This window comes from Magnetospira thiophila (assembly GCF_054657015.1).
The window spans coordinates 941,858-957,259 of record NZ_BAAHXF010000002.1 but is presented as its reverse complement, the minus strand read 5'-3'; the positions used below and the strand labels follow the sequence as shown (position 1 = coordinate 957,259).

Annotated in this window: 17 protein-coding genes; 6 read left to right on the top strand and 11 right to left on the bottom strand. The window is 60.1% G+C overall.

The window, feature by feature from the left end:
• Nucleotides 1-436: 436 nt before the first annotated feature.
• Both ACYQ1P_RS14275 and ACYQ1P_RS14270 read left to right on the top strand, forming a co-directional pair.
• Nucleotides 437-1,330 carry a TauD/TfdA family dioxygenase gene (locus tag ACYQ1P_RS14275; RefSeq protein WP_460021009.1) on the top strand — a complete coding sequence of 298 codons (894 nt, stop codon included), beginning with the start codon at nucleotides 437-439 and terminating at the stop codon, nucleotides 1,328-1,330.
• A gap of 14 nt (nucleotides 1,331-1,344) precedes the next feature.
• Nucleotides 1,345-1,581: a DUF6967 family protein gene (locus ACYQ1P_RS14270; RefSeq protein ID WP_460021008.1), complete on the top strand. Its 237-nt coding sequence runs from the start codon at nucleotides 1,345-1,347 to the stop codon at nucleotides 1,579-1,581.
• On the opposite strand, the gene ACYQ1P_RS14265 is transcribed toward ACYQ1P_RS14270, so the two are convergent.
• The 5 genes from ACYQ1P_RS14265 to ACYQ1P_RS14245 all read right to left on the bottom strand — a co-directional run bounded on the left by ACYQ1P_RS14265 (nucleotide 1,569) and on the right by ACYQ1P_RS14245 (nucleotide 7,068).
• Complete coding sequence (locus ACYQ1P_RS14265) at nucleotides 1,569-3,668, bottom strand: hypothetical protein (RefSeq protein ID WP_460021007.1); 2,100 nt, start codon at nucleotides 3,666-3,668, stop codon at nucleotides 1,569-1,571. The genes ACYQ1P_RS14270 and ACYQ1P_RS14265 overlap by 13 nt on opposite strands.
• Before the next feature lie 319 nt (nucleotides 3,669-3,987).
• The gene (locus ACYQ1P_RS14260) at nucleotides 3,988-4,713 is read right to left on the bottom strand and encodes a response regulator (RefSeq protein ID WP_460021006.1); all 726 of its coding nucleotides are present in this window, start codon (nucleotides 4,711-4,713) and stop codon (nucleotides 3,988-3,990) included.
• Nucleotides 4,714-4,772: 59 nt separating this feature from the next.
• Entirely contained in the window at nucleotides 4,773-6,281 is a 1,509-nt protein-coding gene (locus ACYQ1P_RS14255; protein ID WP_460021005.1) for a response regulator, read from the bottom strand.
• A gap of 331 nt (nucleotides 6,282-6,612) precedes the next feature.
• The gene (locus ACYQ1P_RS14250) at nucleotides 6,613-6,834 is read right to left on the bottom strand and encodes a hypothetical protein (protein ID WP_460021004.1); all 222 of its coding nucleotides are present in this window, start codon (nucleotides 6,832-6,834) and stop codon (nucleotides 6,613-6,615) included.
• A 75-nt stretch (nucleotides 6,835-6,909) separates the two neighbouring features.
• On the bottom strand, nucleotides 6,910-7,068 hold the full coding sequence (locus ACYQ1P_RS14245; protein WP_460021003.1) for a YqaE/Pmp3 family membrane protein: 159 nt from the start codon (nucleotides 7,066-7,068) through the stop codon (nucleotides 6,910-6,912).
• A gap of 166 nt (nucleotides 7,069-7,234) precedes the next feature.
• On the opposite strand from ACYQ1P_RS14245, the gene ACYQ1P_RS14240 reads away from it, so the two are divergent.
• Nucleotides 7,235-7,555: a peptidylprolyl isomerase gene (locus ACYQ1P_RS14240; RefSeq protein WP_460021002.1), complete on the top strand. Its 321-nt coding sequence runs from the start codon at nucleotides 7,235-7,237 to the stop codon at nucleotides 7,553-7,555.
• A 13-nt stretch (nucleotides 7,556-7,568) separates the two neighbouring features.
• On the top strand, nucleotides 7,569-7,907 hold the full coding sequence (locus ACYQ1P_RS14235; protein WP_460021001.1) for a DUF1491 family protein: 339 nt from the start codon (nucleotides 7,569-7,571) through the stop codon (nucleotides 7,905-7,907).
• Nucleotides 7,908-7,917: 10 nt separating this feature from the next.
• Here the strand turns inward: ACYQ1P_RS14235 and glgC are convergent, their stop codons facing one another.
• From glgC to ACYQ1P_RS14210, 5 genes are all read right to left on the bottom strand, one after another.
• The gene (glgC, locus tag ACYQ1P_RS14230; protein WP_460021000.1) at nucleotides 7,918-9,186 is read right to left on the bottom strand and encodes a glucose-1-phosphate adenylyltransferase; all 1,269 of its coding nucleotides are present in this window, start codon (nucleotides 9,184-9,186) and stop codon (nucleotides 7,918-7,920) included.
• 154 nt (nucleotides 9,187-9,340) lie between these two features.
• Nucleotides 9,341-9,904, bottom strand: a complete 564-nt coding sequence (locus ACYQ1P_RS14225) for a NapC/NirT family cytochrome c (RefSeq protein ID WP_460020999.1) — start codon at nucleotides 9,902-9,904, stop codon at nucleotides 9,341-9,343.
• 81 nt (nucleotides 9,905-9,985) lie between these two features.
• On the bottom strand, nucleotides 9,986-10,696 hold the full coding sequence (locus ACYQ1P_RS14220) for a c-type cytochrome (protein WP_460020998.1): 711 nt from the start codon (nucleotides 10,694-10,696) through the stop codon (nucleotides 9,986-9,988).
• Between the two features lie 8 nt (nucleotides 10,697-10,704).
• Nucleotides 10,705-11,340, bottom strand: a complete 636-nt coding sequence (msrA, locus tag ACYQ1P_RS14215; protein WP_460020997.1) for a peptide-methionine (S)-S-oxide reductase MsrA — start codon at nucleotides 11,338-11,340, stop codon at nucleotides 10,705-10,707.
• 48 nt (nucleotides 11,341-11,388) lie between these two features.
• Nucleotides 11,389-12,033, bottom strand: a complete 645-nt coding sequence (locus ACYQ1P_RS14210) for a DUF4126 domain-containing protein (RefSeq protein WP_460020996.1) — start codon at nucleotides 12,031-12,033, stop codon at nucleotides 11,389-11,391.
• Nucleotides 12,034-12,208: 175 nt separating this feature from the next.
• On the opposite strand from ACYQ1P_RS14210, the gene ACYQ1P_RS14205 reads away from it, so the two are divergent.
• Together ACYQ1P_RS14205 and ACYQ1P_RS14200 are read left to right on the top strand one after the other, a co-directional pair.
• Complete coding sequence (locus ACYQ1P_RS14205) at nucleotides 12,209-12,910, top strand: orotate phosphoribosyltransferase (protein WP_460020995.1); 702 nt, start codon at nucleotides 12,209-12,211, stop codon at nucleotides 12,908-12,910.
• Nucleotides 12,911-12,992: 82 nt separating this feature from the next.
• Nucleotides 12,993-14,666, top strand: coding sequence for a peptide ABC transporter substrate-binding protein (locus tag ACYQ1P_RS14200; protein ID WP_460020994.1), 1,674 nt, complete (start codon nucleotides 12,993-12,995; stop codon nucleotides 14,664-14,666).
• Between the two features lie 148 nt (nucleotides 14,667-14,814).
• Here the strand turns inward: ACYQ1P_RS14200 and ACYQ1P_RS14195 are convergent, their stop codons facing one another.
• Nucleotides 14,815-15,378 (bottom strand): DUF1134 domain-containing protein, encoded by a 564-nt coding sequence (locus tag ACYQ1P_RS14195; protein WP_460020993.1) that lies wholly within the window; start codon nucleotides 15,376-15,378, stop codon nucleotides 14,815-14,817.
• Nucleotides 15,379-15,402: the final 24 nt, after the last annotated feature.

Here is a 15,402-nt window from a genome sequence, read left to right as displayed (position 1 = left end):
CAGGCCATCTCGATAACGATCCGGCACCTTTATATCAAGGTAAGCTAATGTACTCAATGTGGCTTCCTGAATCCACATGATTTTTTCATCGAGCGCCATCCTTGTAACGTATTGTTAACATTGTTAAAAACAATGCGGTTTGCCGAATTCGCTATTATTAGAATAATTATAATTTAAAAATATAGCGCTGGGAACCTCCGATATGGCGAAAATTCCACCATTTTTGATGGGGAGAATCGCCCGGCGAATCCGAAACGAAAGAAGTAGGCCGGGTGTGATCTGAGAAGTTTTGAGGGTTTCCGTCGTCCGAATCGTGCGTTGTTGAGCGGCAAAATCTATTTTTATGTCTCTGGAGGGCGATGGTCTGCCCAAACGTCGAGACATATTCATAGATGGACATATATATAATATCGCTCTTTGGAACAGGGAGAGGAACATGCAGGCAGGCCCCTTTGATCTCGACAATGACCTGGCCTATGGGCAATGGCGTGAAGGCAAGCTGGAGGGCTATCCCGCTTCGGTGGCGGATCTGGTGGTGCCCATCGACGATCCTTTCGCGGTGACCGATGACGAGGCGGCGGCAGTGCTGGCGCGGGTGCAAAAAGCCAACATGGCGGTGTATGCCCTGTCCCATGGCGGCGGCGGGGTGCCTGCGATCAAGGCCCTGGGGGCGCGGTTCGGGCTGCATCGTCTGGATGCCCATCTGCAATCGGATTCGAGCTGCATCACGGCCCTGGAAGTGGCGGAGGAGGGCACGCGGACCCGCTACATCCCGTACACGAACCGACCGATCAAGTGGCATACGGATGGCTACTACAATCTCCCCGAGGAGCGCATCCGCGGCCTGATTCTGCATTGTGAACGGCCTGCCGCCAGCGGCGGCGCGAACGCGCTGATGGACCACGAGATCGCCTATATGCTGATTCGCGACGAGGACCCGGCCCTGATCCGCGCCCTGCAACGGCCTCGCGCTTTCGTGGTGCCGGCCAATGTGGAGAAGGGAGAGCAGATTCGCGGCGAACGGCCGAACCCGGTATTCTATGTGGACGAGGCAACCGGGACCCTGGGCATGAACTACTCCATGCGGAAACGCAACATGGCTTGGCGAGACGACGGGGCCACCCGGGCTGCCGTGGCTTTCCTGGAAGACCTGCTGAATGGCGAGTCCCCCTACATTTTCCGTCACCGCATGACAGCGGGCCAGGGACTGATCGGCAACAACGTGCTGCACGATCGCGAGGGGTTCGAGGACGATGATGGTGCCCCGGACGGGAAGAGGCTTATGTTTAGAGGCAGGTACTTGGACAGAATTTCTGATAAAAAACATTAATTGGAGGATGGGCGATGAGCCAAGGTGGACATGGCGAGGAAATGCGCGAACTGGAGGTTCTTCCGACCCCTTGGGCCAAGGAGGTGGCGCTTCAGGACCTGACTTTCGAGGGGGGATTCAAGATGCTGCGGCTGCGCATCAAGGAAAAGAAGCGGTTCACCGATCTGGAACTGGATCTCGATACGGCCAAACTACTGCGTGACCGTCTGGCCCTGTGGGTGGCTATACAGGAAGAGTCTCAGGCCACATAAATGCGCTCCAGGGCCGAGCGCGATAGATGGCCCCGGCGATCCTCGGCCTCGATATAATAGCGAATGTCGCCCAGCCCGGGAGGCAGGGGGGCGGTGTAATAGGCGGCGGAGACTCGGGCACCTGTCTGACTCTCGTAGGGTCCTTTTGTTGACATTTCAATGCGTTGTTCTTCATTCTTAACGCGAAGGACCAGGGTTACGCGGGCCAGGCCCGAGACATCGTGGACGAAGCTGTGCACGGTCCCCTGAGAGGCGGCGTCGCGCAGGCAGCCCTGCCCCCATGTTTTGCCGCCGGGATTTTCCGGCGTCACCCAGGGAGCAAATATGGTCGGGCCTGTGCGGTCTTCGAGGGCGTCGAGCGCCTTGTCCAACAGGGCCATGCCCCGGTTGGCCGCGTTGGTCACCTGTTGGTCCCAGACCTGCTGTCCGGTCCAGTACCAATAGCAACTCGTTTCGGCGGTCAGCATCAGGCGTTGCGCCTCGGCAAGGGCCGGGTGGTCCGGATGTTGATCCTCCAGGGTATGAACGGCATTTTGGAAGGCGGTCAGCACGGCCCAGGAATTGAGGTCCGGGGAATAGGGCTGATCGTAGCGGCTGAACCACTTCATGAATTGCGGGTCGCCGTTGTCGGCACCGGCCCAGGAACCGGGCTCGATGTGGATGGCGCGGCTCGGATCGGGGGGAAAGCGCTCCAGGTAGTCCTCGCTGGTGGTCAGTTCGAATCGCGGATCTTCCTGGAGCCAGCGGACCAACGCCCCGGTGTTGTGGTGATAGTAGCTGTCGGCCCCGCCGCCGTGATTGTCGCCGTCCGAATGGAGCAGGAAAAACGGCGGGTGCTTGGGGTCGAAGCCGCCGGTCTCCAGCAGCCGGTCATGAACCTGGCCCAACACGTCGGGATATTGCAAAGCCCCGAAGCCGCCCCGGGCATCCTCATTGCCGATGTAGCGCTCGGCGGGAATGGCGATGATCTTGTATTCGGTGCCGTCCCAGTCCTCGTACCTGACGTATTCGGGGCGCAACAGGGCGGGCGAAATCTGCGAACCGGCCCAGATGTTCTGGAGTTGGGTCCAGTCGTCCACCGGCGGATTGACCTGCTCCGCCGGATTGGGCGGCAGCATGCCTTCCTGGATACCGGCATAAGGGTAGTCCCGGCAGGCCCGGAAGCGATGGATGGAGTCGTAAATCACCGCTTCCACCCCGGCTTCCAGCAGCGCCGGAATCATGCGCACGTGAAAAGCCGTCTCGGGCGGAAACAGGACCCTGGACGCTTCGACGCCAAAAGTTTGACGGATCAACTCCCGATGCTGGCGGATCTGGCGCACGATATTGCGCCCGGGGATCAGCGGCATCAACGGATGGAAGAATCCGAAGGCGGAGAAGGCCATGCGGGGATGGCCGAGGGTGGTGCGGGCCTGGGCCATGGGGCGCAGGGCGTCGGTCCAGCCTCGAAAACGTCCGCCACACAGGCCCTCGCGGGCACAGCGGTCCAGTTGCTCGATCAATGAGCCGCTCCAACTGGTCGACAGGCCTCCATGGGGAAGGCCGCCCTCGATGTACTGGGCTACGGCGGCGGGCACGAAATCGGTATAGTTGCCACCCCGGGAGCCGAAAATGCCGTCCTTCTCGCCATCCCAGGCCTGCCGGTCGGTGGTGTTGTAGTACGGCTGATGCATGTGTTTGTGGATGCCGAAATAGAGCCTGGCGGTCGCCCCACCGGTGACCGGTGCCTTGCGGCGCGGCGCGGCAATCAATTGCAGGTCGCAAAACACCTTGATCCAGTCATCGCCCCCGGCCTGATCAATATCGGCCCGGGTGCAGCCCTCCACCTGGATGCGAATCGACCCGGCACGCAGCAGTCCGGCGGGAATTGTGGCCTCATAGGGCTGTCCGGCTTGCGTGCGGCGTTTTTTGCGCAGGGACTCGCCCTTGATCAGGTGCGTGCCGTTGGGGGCATGCAGAATCACCTGGGCGAAGGGAATCGGCCCATCGGCGGTGAAGGAAATTTCAAAGGCGGGGTTGGTGCCGTCGGATGCGCAAACAAGCCGCTCCGGTGCCGAAACCTGACGGAAGGCGCTGAATGGGGGCATGGAGGGGTCCTTCAGGGCGCGGGCGAGCTCAGGCTTCCTTGCACAGGTCCGCCATGGTGGTCAGTTTCAGCCAGAACCGCGTGCCGTTAACGGCTTCCCCGGACTGGCCCCCTCCCTTGTAGCGGACCATGCACTTTTCTTCGCCCCCTTTTTCCAAAGGCGACGTCAAGGTGGTGAGAACGCCACCCTTTTTGACATATCCCTTTGATTCGCTTATGCGAACATCTCGTATGACAACGTAGCTTTTGTTGGCCTTAACAAGCATCTCGACATCAGCTCCTTAAGCAGTATTGCGGATGGGGACTCCCCCTGGAACGGGTCAGCCGCCTTTCTTTTTGCCAAGCATTTTTGCCAGTTCCTCCTGTGACATGGCGGAGGGATCGAAAACCGGTTCCGGTTCGGCGGCCACCGGCGGTGGCGGCGCGGGTTCCGGTTTGGGCGGCGGCGGCGGCGCGGGCTTGGGGGCGGCGGGCGGCGGCGTCGGTTTGGGGGCCGGTTTGGGTTTGGGTTTCTTGGTGTCGGCTTTGGCCAGGGAGCCCAGGCGTTGCGCCAATTCAGCCTCGGCGGCGGCCTTGTCCTTGTCCTCCTGGCGCCGCATGGGGCCGGTGTAGTTCTTGTCATTGCGGCGGCGGCGGTCGGGGCCATTGTAATCCGGGGAGAGCACGAACTCCCGCGGGCGATCGACAATCTCCAGGATGCGGCCAAACAGTTGCTTGGTACTGAATGGCTTGACGATATATTCGGTGACGCCCGCGTCACGGGCTTCCAGCACCCGACGCCGTTCGGCCGAAGAGGTCACCATGACGATCGGCGTGTAGCGGTGCGGATTTTTCTCGTCGTTGCGGATGGCCTTGACCAGATCAATCCCGGTCATGGCGGCCAGATCGAACTCGGTAATGATGATATCCGGCTTGACCTTGCGCAACAGCCCCAACGCATTCTGGGCGTCGGTGGCCTCCCAGAAAGTGGTCACGCCCATGGTGCGCAGGGCGTCCTTCAGTAATACCCGCACATACCGGCTGTTTTCCACGATAAGGAAGGCCATATGCGCGAGATTTGCCCGCTGTGGGGTGTTCAGGGTATTTGAAGGCCGATTCCAAGCCTTCATGGGCCAATACTCCGTTTGGTGAGGGCCGCCAACAGATCCTGCTGCGAAATGGTGGGGCGTGTGCCCGGATCTGAACCCTCAGTCTGCGTGTGGTCTTGTTGACCCTTACTATCTCTGTTGAGAAGCGTGTTGAGAAGTTCTTTTTGGGAAACCGGGGCCTCTTTGTGGAGATTTTGTTTCGAAGAAGGGGGAGGCGTGGCGGGGGAATCGCTCTTTTTGCGGGATTTGGAAGAAGGAGGCTCATCTGGGTTGTCATCGGCCTGCGGCGCGCTGTCCGAATCCTCCGGGGAGTCCGCGTCCATCGACGATTCCGCCGCTTCGGCGTCCCAATCCTCGGAGTCGTCCGCTTGCCAGTCGTCCTCCGACTCACCCTGGGGGCTGCGACCAGGGCCGGGCCGGGCACGGGAGGGCGGGCCGCCGGAGCCGACCATGCGGACCGGTTGCACGGGAACGCCGGTGTCGTAGACGACCGTGGATTGCTGGGCCGCCGTCATGGCGTCACGGGGCGGCATTGTCGGGTCCGAAGCAGGAAAGTCGGGGCGTTCCAGTCCGGCCCAGGGAGAGGCCAATGTTGGCGGTGGCTCCGGCGGCGGTGCGGGCATATCGGGGGGGGCGGAATCTGGAAACAGTGTCTGTGCTTCCCGACTCAAAGTGTCCATGGCCGCAACCACTTGTTTTTCTTCCGGGTCGGCAGGTTCCTCGATCTCTTGCACGGGAGGCGCGGGCTGCGGCTCTGGCTGCGGCTTGGGTGCCGGTTTGGGGCGGGGTTTGGGCGGCTCCACGGCCATGTCGGTCCATTGCATGGCCTGACTGGGAACGCTATCTGATGGCGGCGGCGACTCCGGGCGCCGGGGCGGCGGTCGCCGAAGGGGCGGGGGGGGGGGCGGTAAATCCTCGTCCTCCGAGGATTCCGGGGTGTTGATCACCTGTTTGGGGCGCGGCTTGGGTTTAGGGGGGGCGGCCTTTTCCTGTATCCGCTCCAGGGTCCCTTTCCAGGGGGCCTCGATCAGCTTTTTCTGTTCCCGGCGGCGGTTTTCTCCCTGGTAATTGGACGGCTCACCCCGGCGGCGGTCGGGACCGAAATAGGGCTTGCTGTCCACAAAGGGGCGCAACTCTTTGAGAATCTGATTGATTCTTCCCATGGCCTTGGCCCCCGAAATGGGTTTGACCAAAAAGCCGTGGATACCGGCATCACGGGATTGATGGATCAGGTCGATGGAGACGTCGCGGCTGATTCCGATGATGATGGCAAAGCGGTTGGGAGAATTCCAATTGCTGCGGATTTTGCGGGCGAATTCCACTGTGTTCAGTTTCGGCGTTTCCATGTCGTAGATGACGAAAACCACCTGATCGACCCGCGTGATTTCCAGTTCACGTTGCGCGGTTCGATCATCTGAAACAAACAAGATCTTCTTGGCACCCGCCGCCTGCAGGATGTGCTTGAACGCCTGCCGGTCGTTGGCATTGCTGTCGGCAATAATGAAGATGCACTCGTTCAGGGTCACGAAATTGTTTCTTTTCTCGCGGACGGAGGCCCAATCGGGCTGTGGATCGACCAAAACGGAGGCCGCGATCAACTCCTCGGTTTTCGACGGTACTCCACACTAAATCCTGTAATATCACAAAGATATGACGAGACAAATAACATTATTGACGTGGTGAAAGTCTCACGCCTTGATTCAAAGGGATAATTTATAAGGGTTCCAATATGCAATGTCCGAATCCCGGGGAGAAAAGAGCCCGGTCCAGGGGACCGGGCGGAGTTACTCTTGAGGGACTATGACAGCATAGCCGGATTTCAAGGCTTGCGCTGTGAGCGCCATCACGGGTTGGGGCTTATAATTTGCCCTTTCTGACGGCTTCCTTGAAGGTTGACCGGTCTTCCTCACGCTCGAACATCAACATGAGCTTATATTGGCGCGCTCCGCTGGGATGCGTGGAGAGGCCGTCGAACTTGTAAGAAAAGTCTCCATGGACATAGGCATTAAGCCAGGAATCGAGTTCGTCCATTTTGCCGTTATAGGTAAAGGCTACTTGGTAGGGCAAATTCTTAGCCATGGTGTCATCATCCTTCCCAAAGGAAACCGGCCTGAGTAAAGACCATTGATCACACTATGACATAAAGAATATTACCTATTTCTTTACCACCAACCACAAGGCATGAATGATCCCCGGCAGCACGCCAAGCAGCGTCAGCAAAATATTGAGCCAGAAATGAAGACCAATACCAACGGTCAGGAAAGCGGCCAGCGGCGGCAGAAACAGGGCGAGGATGATGCGAATGATATCCATGGGATAATCCTTGTTGATCCAAAATGATGGCGCATTGAGTAGCCTCCCAGCGCGTGCGGATCAAGTCTCTCTGAAAAAAGAGTGGGGGAAGTCGTTGCCGTGGCGGGATGAGGCGGTTAAATTGAGCCTTCTTTGAGTCTTTCTCATTTCAGATCTGGAGGTTTCCATGGCCGATCAAGTGCGCGCCTCGCACATTCTTCTCATGTATGCGGGCTCGGCGCGGTCCACGGCAAAACGCAGCAAGGACGAAGCGTTGAAGGAAATTGAGTCCCTGAAGGCACAGTTGGCCGATGGGGCGGATTTCACCGAACTGGCCCTGGCCCATTCCGATTGCCCGTCCGGGCAGCAAGGCGGCGACCTGGGCCCCTTTACCCGTGGCGCCATGGTCAAGGCGTTCGAGGATGCGGCCTTCGCCCTCGACGTGAACGGGGTCAGCGACGTGGTGGAGACGGATTTCGGTTATCACCTGATCCAGCGCACCGCCTGAGCCCAGCAACCCCATGTCGGAAGCCAAACTGACAGCCCGGATTTGGGTGCAGGCCTGCATCCGGCGCTGTGGGGTTGACGCGATTCCGGCTGTCGTTGTCCGTTCCGGAGATCCAGAAGCGGGAGCCATTCTGATCAAGCTCAATATGCTGGATCACGGATGCACGGTCCTGTCCCAGGTCCGCACCTCCGAGGGTCAACGGGCCTGGATCCGTGGCACCGGGGCCGACCCGGTGCCCGAGACGGCGGCGGACGACTATATTTCACGCCAACTGCGCTACGACCCGGATATCTGGGTCGTGGAAATTGAAGACCGACAAGGCCGTCTGCCGTTCGAAGACCCGCTGCTTTAAGGTAGAAGGGTCAGCCCTCTACACCGGAAACAGTGACTTTGCCCACCGGAATGGCCGAGCGCCCGCCATCTACCACCACGATTCCACTGGGCGTGACATGGTGCTTTTTGGCGTCGGCTTCCAGGTCATAGCCAATGGTTTCGCCCGGAGCGACGACCACATTCTTGGCCAGGATGGCTCGCCGGACCTTGGCCCCGCGACCAATCTCGCAATTATCGAGAATGACGCAGTCGTCCACCTCGGCCCCTGAATGCACGCGCACAAAGCGGCTGAGCACCGAGTTCTGAACTCGCCCGCCGGACAGAATGCAGCCGCCGGACAGGATGCTGTCGATGGCCTGACCACGGCGGCCCTCGTCGTTGAACACCAGCTTGGCCGGCGGGTCGGCGTAGCTCGCCGTGCGCAGCGGCCATTCGCGGTTATAGAGATTCAGCGCCGGGTCGATGGAACGAAGGTCCATTTGGGCTTCGTAATAGGCATCCAGGGTTCCCACGTCGCGCCAGTAGTTTTCCTTGCCCTCGGGCTCGCCGGGAATCCGGTTCTTGCTGAAGTCATAGGCGTAAAGTCCACCCTTTTCGAGCAGCTTGGGCAGCACGTCATGGCCGAAATCGTGGCTGCTGTTCGGGTTGTCCATGTCCTGCTTCAGGGCCGCCATCAACACGTCGGTATTGAACACGTAGTTGCCCATGGAGGCGTAAATCTGATCCGGGCGACCGGGAATGGTCGGCGCGTCGGATTTCTTCTCGTGGAATCCCTTGATCCGCCCATCTTCCTCGGCCTCGATGACACCGAAGTCCTTGGCGAATTTTTTGTCGGTGGGAAGGGCGGCAATGGTCGCCACGGCCTTCCTGGCCACATGGAAGTTGATCATTTCGCGAATGTTCATGCGGTAGATATGATCCGCGCCGAAGACCACCACCACGTCCGGGTTGGCCTGTTCCAATAGGTTCATGTTCTGCGCGATGGCGTCGGCAGTGCCGCGATACCAAGTCTCGCTGGCCGAGCGCATCTGGGCCGGGACCGGGATGACGAACTGGTGACCCAGAGCGCCACCCAACTGCCAGCCTTCCGTCAGATGCTGGAGCAGCGACTGACTGCGGAACTGAATCAACACATAAATCGAATGGATGCCCGAGTTGATCAGATTGCTGAGGACGAAATCAACGATTCGGTATTTTCCGCCGAAGGGAACGGCCGGTTTGGCACGGTCCTTGGTCAGGGGGGAAAGCCGGGTGCCTTTGCCGCCGGCGAGAACGATGGCGAGAACTTTGACCTGCATGGGTTTCTGTGGCTCCGAGTGGTGTCGGCCGGGGAGGGTTTGTGTTCCAGGAAGGCTCAGGAGTCCCCCTTCACAGTGGGTGAAAGTGTAACATTTCCTCGGCGCGGGCGGTAGTCGGATTGCGGCCCAATTGGTTAAATTTTAGCGGCAGGCTTTAGTCGTCGGTCCTCGGGCGTTTGTGGGCAATGCCCTTGTGGCATTCGATGCAAGGCTTGCCTTGCTCCATCGCCGGTTTCATTTTTTCGCGGGAGCGTTGGCGCTGATTGTCGAAATCCATGTGCTGATAGGCGTGACAGTTCCGGCATTCACGGGAATTGTTGGATTCCATTTCGTGCCATACCCTTTCGGCCATTTCGAGGCGGTGTTCCTCGAATTTCTCCTTGGTGTCAACGGTGCCGATCAGGTGGTGATAAAGTTCACTGCTAGCCTTGATCTTGCGGATCAGCTTCGGAAACCAGGCCTTCGGCACATGGCAGTCGGCGCAGACGGCGATGACACCCGAGGGGTTCTTGAAGTGAATGGATTGGGTGTATTCCGCATAGACCGTGTCACGCATTTCATGGCAGGAGATACAGAACTCCAGTTCATTGGTCTGCTCCATGACATAATTGAAGCCGCCCAGGAACAGCACGCCGCCAAGACCCCCCAGAACAAAAATAAGGCTCCAGGCGAGCCGCCGGGCCGGGCGGGTGAGCCACGAAAAAAAGGATCGAAACATGGGGTCCTGCTTGAATTGGGGTGGGCATCAAACATGCCGCCTCCATCGGGGACGGAGGCGGCAGCTCAAAAAAAGGAAGTTTTATTCCTTGGGCAAATCACTGGCCATGTAGGCCAGGATGTCCAGGCTCACGTCAAGCGGCAGGGCCAGCATGGAAGGCATGGCTTCATTGGGTTGGCCGTACTGGATCTTATGCAGGATTTCCCAGGGATTGTCCGCAGTGAGGGCCCCGAGGGGGGCGGGCAGTTCCTTCGGCTTTTTGCCGTCCAGATCGTGGCATCCCGCACAGATGGTGTTGTAATAGGCCGCACCCTTGACGGCATCGCCTTTCACGGACTTGTCGGCCCCGATATGCTCTTCCATCTTGACGCTGTAATTGGTGACGAACAGGCTGATGTCTTCCATGTCGGTGGCCGACATCATGCCGCCCATGCCATGGGTCTCGTCCTGAATCGCCGCCACGACTTTCGCCGGATCACCCCCCGAGAGACTACGCAGGCCGCCGATGCCGGTCAGGTAGGAACCTTTGGCGTAGGCCCCATCCTTGCCGCGCAGGTCCCAGCCATGGCAGGACTTGCAGCGCCAGGTCACATCGCCTTTTTTCTTGGTGTTCGAGGCTGGCCAAGCCTTATGGATCTCGGCGGGCTTTTCGGCCCCGGTCACCGCGAACCATTTGTCGTATAGCTTGCCGCCGCGAGCGATTCGATAGGAGTCATCGGCAGAAGCGGGAAGAGGGGCGAGAAAAGCCGCGCCGCAAACCAATGCAACAGCCGCAGCGATCACCCGGACCATTGGGATTTTTAAGGGAGTAATATTTTCGTGCCGCCGAGTCCGCAATAACCCTGTGGGTTCTTCGCCAGATATTGCTGGTGATAGGTTTCGGCATAATAGAAGGCGGGCGCCTCAAGGATTTCGGTGGTGATGGCCGCGTATCCGGCCTTGGAAAGGGCGATTTGATAGCGGTCCCGACTGTCCATGGCCAAGGGCATCTGGTCCGCTTCGGTACAATAAATCCCGGAACGATATTGGGTGCCCCGATCATTACCCTGGGCCATGCCCTGGGTTGGATTATGGGATTCCCAAAACACCTTGAGCAGGCGTTCATAGGTGACCTGGGCCGGATCGAAGACCACCCGCACCACCTCATTGTGGCCGGTCATGCCGCTACAGACTTCCTCGTAAAGGGGATTTGGGGTGAACCCACCGGCGTAGCCCACGGCGGTGGTCCAGACTCCCGGCGTTTGCCAGAATTTGCGCTCGGCCCCCCAAAAGCAGCCCAGACCGAACATCGCCATTTTCAGGCCCTCGGGGAACGGCGGCAGAATCGGGTGACCCAGGACCACATGGAGATCGTCCACCGGCATGGCCTGAGAGCGGCCGGGCAGGGCTTCTTCCCGGGTCGGCAGTTCGAGCTTTCGGCGATTGATACTCCACATGGCCCTACATATGGGCCACCAGCCGCCAATCATCAAGAGGGAGTCAGGTCACCGCGGGAACAAAGAAATGGAATGCGGCTTGGCGAGCGGGGCCAAGGCTCGACCGGTGGCGGGCTTGGGGCCGAGCAACCATTTCAGTCCCTTCCACATGCGCGGCAGCAGGAAGGCGGCGCTCAAGAGGGTCAGCACGAGGAAAAACAGGAACGCCAGGGGCAGCAGCACCATGAGGCCAAGGCCGATGACCAATCCGATATCCTCAAGCAGCGACAGGCCCCAATTGCTGAACGGTTCCGGCGACATGTTGGCAAAGGCGCGGGTCCCGGCCTTGAGCAGATGGGACAGCCCGGCGATCATGCCGCCGCCCAGGAAGGCCATGCCCGTTACGAAGGACCCGGCATCGAGTCCCTGTACCGCACCGGCGGCCAGCAACGCCCCGGCGGGGATGCGGATGAAGGTATGGATGATATCCCACAGGCTGTCCAACCCGGGCACCTTGTCGGCGACGAATTCAATCAGATACAGGGTCAGGGCAAAGCCGAGGATGGTCGGGTCGGAGAGGATGTCCAGCGATTGGGGGAGAACGATCAGGCCGAACTTGTCCAACCCGCCCAGAATCAGCGCCGTACCATAGAGATTGATGCCGCTGCCCCAGGCCGCGCCCATCGCCAGAAAAAGTATCTCCATGAGTCCCATGTGGTCGCCTGTCCCATCCTTATTCACTGTTAAAAGGATGCGCTTCGCCCTCATTTCGCGCAAACGGAATGAAGACGGGTAATTCCGCACGGGCTAGCGGGGGCTCGATCTGTCTCTTTTCCGCCTTGCCGGGACCTGTTAAACAGGAGGCGTAACAAGACGGGGACCCCGACACATGCAGCCAGATGACCGCAGCCCGGCGCAAATTGCCGCCGGAGCCACCGCCGCCCGAATTCTGATCGAGATCGCGGCGGTGAATTTTCGTCCCGAGGAGCCCTATACCCTGACCGCCGGATGGGCCTCGCCGGTCTATGTGGACTGCCGCAAGCTGATTTCCTATCCCCGGGCACGGCGCAAGATCATTGATCTGGCGGTGCAGGCCATGGAAACGGATATCGGTCATGCGTCCATTGACGCGGTGGCCGGGGGCGAGACGGCCGGCATTCCCTATGCCGCCTGGATGGCCGAGTCCATGGGGTTGCCCATGCAGTACGTGCGCAAGAAACCCAAGGGGTTCGGACGCAATGCGCAGATCGAAGGCGACCTGATCGAGGGCCAGCGGGTGCTGCTGGTCGAGGATCTGGCCACCGACGGCGGCAGCAAGATCAACTTCGTCAATGCCCTGCGTTCGGCGGGGGCGACGGTCACCGACACCTTCGTGGTGTTTTTCTACAGCGTCTTTCCGGGAGCCTTGAAGACGCTCGACGAGGCAGGGGTGCGGCTGCATTACCTGGCCAACTGGCGGGACGTGTTGCAGGTGGCCGAAGCGGGGAACTATTTCTCCCAGGAGTCCATTGCAGGGGTGAAAGCCTTCCTGGAAGACCCCATCCAATGGTCGGCGGCCCATGGAGGGCGCGGCGCGGATGGACAGGGATGACCCAGCGCAAACTCATTTCGCTCATTGTTCTGAAGGTCGTGCTGCTGGCCGCCATCGGCTTTGCGGTGGCCGCCTCGGTGCTGTGATCCGGGGGGCTCGGCTGCTGCTGCTGGCGCTGCTGCTGTTTCCCCTGTGGGGCACGGCGGCGCGGGCCGACCTGCGGGACAGTCTGACCATCGGCCTGACGCAGTTTCCCTCGACTTTTCATCCGAGCATCGATTCCATGGCCGCCAAGTCCTACATTCTGGGCTTCACCCGGCGGCCGCTGACCACCCATGATGCGGACTGGTCGTTGGTCTGTCTGCTCTGTGAGTCGCTGCCGACCCTGGAGAATGGCGGCGCGGTGCGCGAGACCACCGCCGAGGGCAAGCCGGGGATCGCCGTGACCTATCGCTTACAGTCCCGGGCCACCTGGGGTGACGGGGTGCCGGTCACGGCGCGCGATGTGGCCTTCACCTGGGAAGTGGGCAGGCATCCCAAAAGCGGCGTCGGCAATCTGGAACTTTACCGCAGCATCGAGTCCATTGATCAAGTGGATGACAAGACCGTCACCTTCCACTTCAATAAAGTCAGCTTTGAATACAATGCCTTGAATGATTTCGAGCTGTTGCCGGAACATCTGGAGCGGAGCGCCTTCGAGGCCGACCCGGTGGCCTATCGCAAGACCACGACCTTTGATCGGGATACCACAAATCCGGGCCTTTATTTCGGCCCTTATCGCATCGCCGAGGTGGTGCCCGGCTCCCATGTGGTACTGCGTCCCAATCCCACATGGTTTGGCCCGCCGCCCGTCTTCCAACGCATCGTGGTGCGGGTGATCGGCAATACGGCGGCCCTGGAGGCCAATCTGCTTTCCGGGGCCGTGGACATGATCGCCGGGGAACTGGGGTTGAGCCTGGATCAGGCGCTGGCCTTCGAGAAGCGTCACGGCAGCAAATACCAGATTCTGTACAAGCCCGGGCTGATCTACGAGCATCTGGATGTGAATTTGGACAATCCCATCCTGGCCGACCCGCGACTCCGTAAGGCGCTGTTGATGGCCCTGGACCGGGAGTCTCTGAGCAGCCAATTGTTTGCCGGAAAACAGCCGGTGGCCGAGACCTCGGTCAGTCCGTTGGATTGGGTTCATGCGCCGGAGGTTCATGCCCCGGCCTATGATCCGCAAGCCGCTGCGGCGCTGTTCGATGCCGCCGGTTGGACCCTGGGCAAGGACGGCCTGCGCTATAACGATGCGGGCCAGCCCCTGCGTTTGGAGATCATGACCACCGCTGGCAACCGCTCCCGCGAACTGGTGGAGCAGGTGATCCAGGCGCAATGGAAGCAGGCCGGGGTCGATCTGCAAATCCGCAACCAGCCCGCCCGGGTGTTTTTCGGCGAGACGGTGACCTATCGCAAGTTCCCCGGTCTGGCCATGTTCGCCTGGATCTCGGCCCCGGAGAACGTGCCCCGCTCAACCCTGCATTCGGACCATATCCCGAGCGAGGCCAACAATTGGGCCGGGCAGAACTACATGGGGTACAAGAATCCGGAAATGGACCGCCTGCTGGAAGCCATGGAAGTGGAACTGGACCGCGACAAACGCCGCGCCCTGTGGCACCGGTTCCAGGAAATCTACGCCGAGGACCTCCCCGTCCTCCCCCTCTATTTCCGCGCCAACGCCCACATCCTGCCGAAATGGATGACCGGCCTCAAGCCCACCGGCCACATGGCGCCATCGAGTCTTTGGGTCGAGGCCTGGGGCGTGGGGGGGAAGTGAGGTGGGGACTATATTGATATCAAACAAGAACCTTATCCTGAGCCGCGATCGGAGATCGCGTGTCGAAGGATCGGCTATCTACATTTGCTGCCGGGCGTGACGAAGCCAGCTCCCCTTGTACAGACCCTAATCGCGCCCCCGCAAACCCTCAAAACGGATTGAGGTGCTTTTCCTTGGTGTAATGGAGGTAGCCGACGTTGGCTCCGGCGCGCAGGCCGACGCCGGTGCGGATGGGGGCCAGGATGATGCCGCTGGATTCTTGGTAGTTGAGGCCGACGCCGCCGACCACATAGAGGCTGCCGTCGACACCGGGGAAGCGCTGGAACAGCTCTTCCGGGTCGCTCAGGTGATAGATCAGGGTGAACACCTTGGAGGCATTGCCGCCCCAGTCGAAGCCCAGGGAGGGCCCTTGCCAGTAGAGCTTGCGATTGATGCCGCTGCGGGTCTGTAGCTCGCCCTCGCCGTAGCGTGCGCCGACGAAAAAGGCGCCGCTGGCTTCCTCGCCGACAATGATGGCATTGGGTTTGCCATGATCGGCAAAGGCTTTTTCAATGACGCTGGCCAGACCTTCGCTGGTTTCGCCGAAGAAGTTCTTGGCCGCGTCGAGCACCTCGTTTTTCTCGTAGCCGTCGTCTTCGGCGGCTTGGGCTGAGAGGGGAGCCAGGGCGAACAAGGCGAAAAAAAGGACGGCAAAAGGGCGAATGAAAGACATCTGGGCGCACTCCAAAAAAAAGGC

Coding starts and splice junctions, on each gene's coding strand:
- ACYQ1P_RS14275 (WP_460021009.1), top strand. CDS start 437: ATGCAGGCAGGCCCCTTTGATCTCGACAATGACCTGGCCTATGGGCAA.
- ACYQ1P_RS14270 (WP_460021008.1), top strand. CDS start 1,345: ATGAGCCAAGGTGGACATGGCGAGGAAATGCGCGAACTGGAGGTTCTT.
- ACYQ1P_RS14265 (WP_460021007.1), bottom strand. CDS start 3,668: ATGCCCCCATTCAGCGCCTTCCGTCAGGTTTCGGCACCGGAGCGGCTT.
- ACYQ1P_RS14260 (WP_460021006.1), bottom strand. CDS start 4,713: ATGGCCTTCCTTATCGTGGAAAACAGCCGGTATGTGCGGGTATTACTG.
- ACYQ1P_RS14250 (WP_460021004.1), bottom strand. CDS start 6,834: ATGGCTAAGAATTTGCCCTACCAAGTAGCCTTTACCTATAACGGCAAA.
- ACYQ1P_RS14245 (WP_460021003.1), bottom strand. CDS start 7,068: ATGGATATCATTCGCATCATCCTCGCCCTGTTTCTGCCGCCGCTGGCC.
- ACYQ1P_RS14240 (WP_460021002.1), top strand. CDS start 7,235: ATGGCCGATCAAGTGCGCGCCTCGCACATTCTTCTCATGTATGCGGGC.
- ACYQ1P_RS14235 (WP_460021001.1), top strand. CDS start 7,569: ATGTCGGAAGCCAAACTGACAGCCCGGATTTGGGTGCAGGCCTGCATC.
- glgC (WP_460021000.1), bottom strand. CDS start 9,186: ATGCAGGTCAAAGTTCTCGCCATCGTTCTCGCCGGCGGCAAAGGCACC.
- ACYQ1P_RS14225 (WP_460020999.1), bottom strand. CDS start 9,904: ATGTTTCGATCCTTTTTTTCGTGGCTCACCCGCCCGGCCCGGCGGCTC.
- ACYQ1P_RS14220 (WP_460020998.1), bottom strand. CDS start 10,696: ATGGTCCGGGTGATCGCTGCGGCTGTTGCATTGGTTTGCGGCGCGGCT.
- msrA (WP_460020997.1), bottom strand. CDS start 11,340: ATGTGGAGTATCAATCGCCGAAAGCTCGAACTGCCGACCCGGGAAGAA.
- ACYQ1P_RS14210 (WP_460020996.1), bottom strand. CDS start 12,033: ATGGGACTCATGGAGATACTTTTTCTGGCGATGGGCGCGGCCTGGGGC.
- ACYQ1P_RS14205 (WP_460020995.1), top strand. CDS start 12,209: ATGCAGCCAGATGACCGCAGCCCGGCGCAAATTGCCGCCGGAGCCACC.
- ACYQ1P_RS14195 (WP_460020993.1), bottom strand. CDS start 15,378: ATGTCTTTCATTCGCCCTTTTGCCGTCCTTTTTTTCGCCTTGTTCGCC.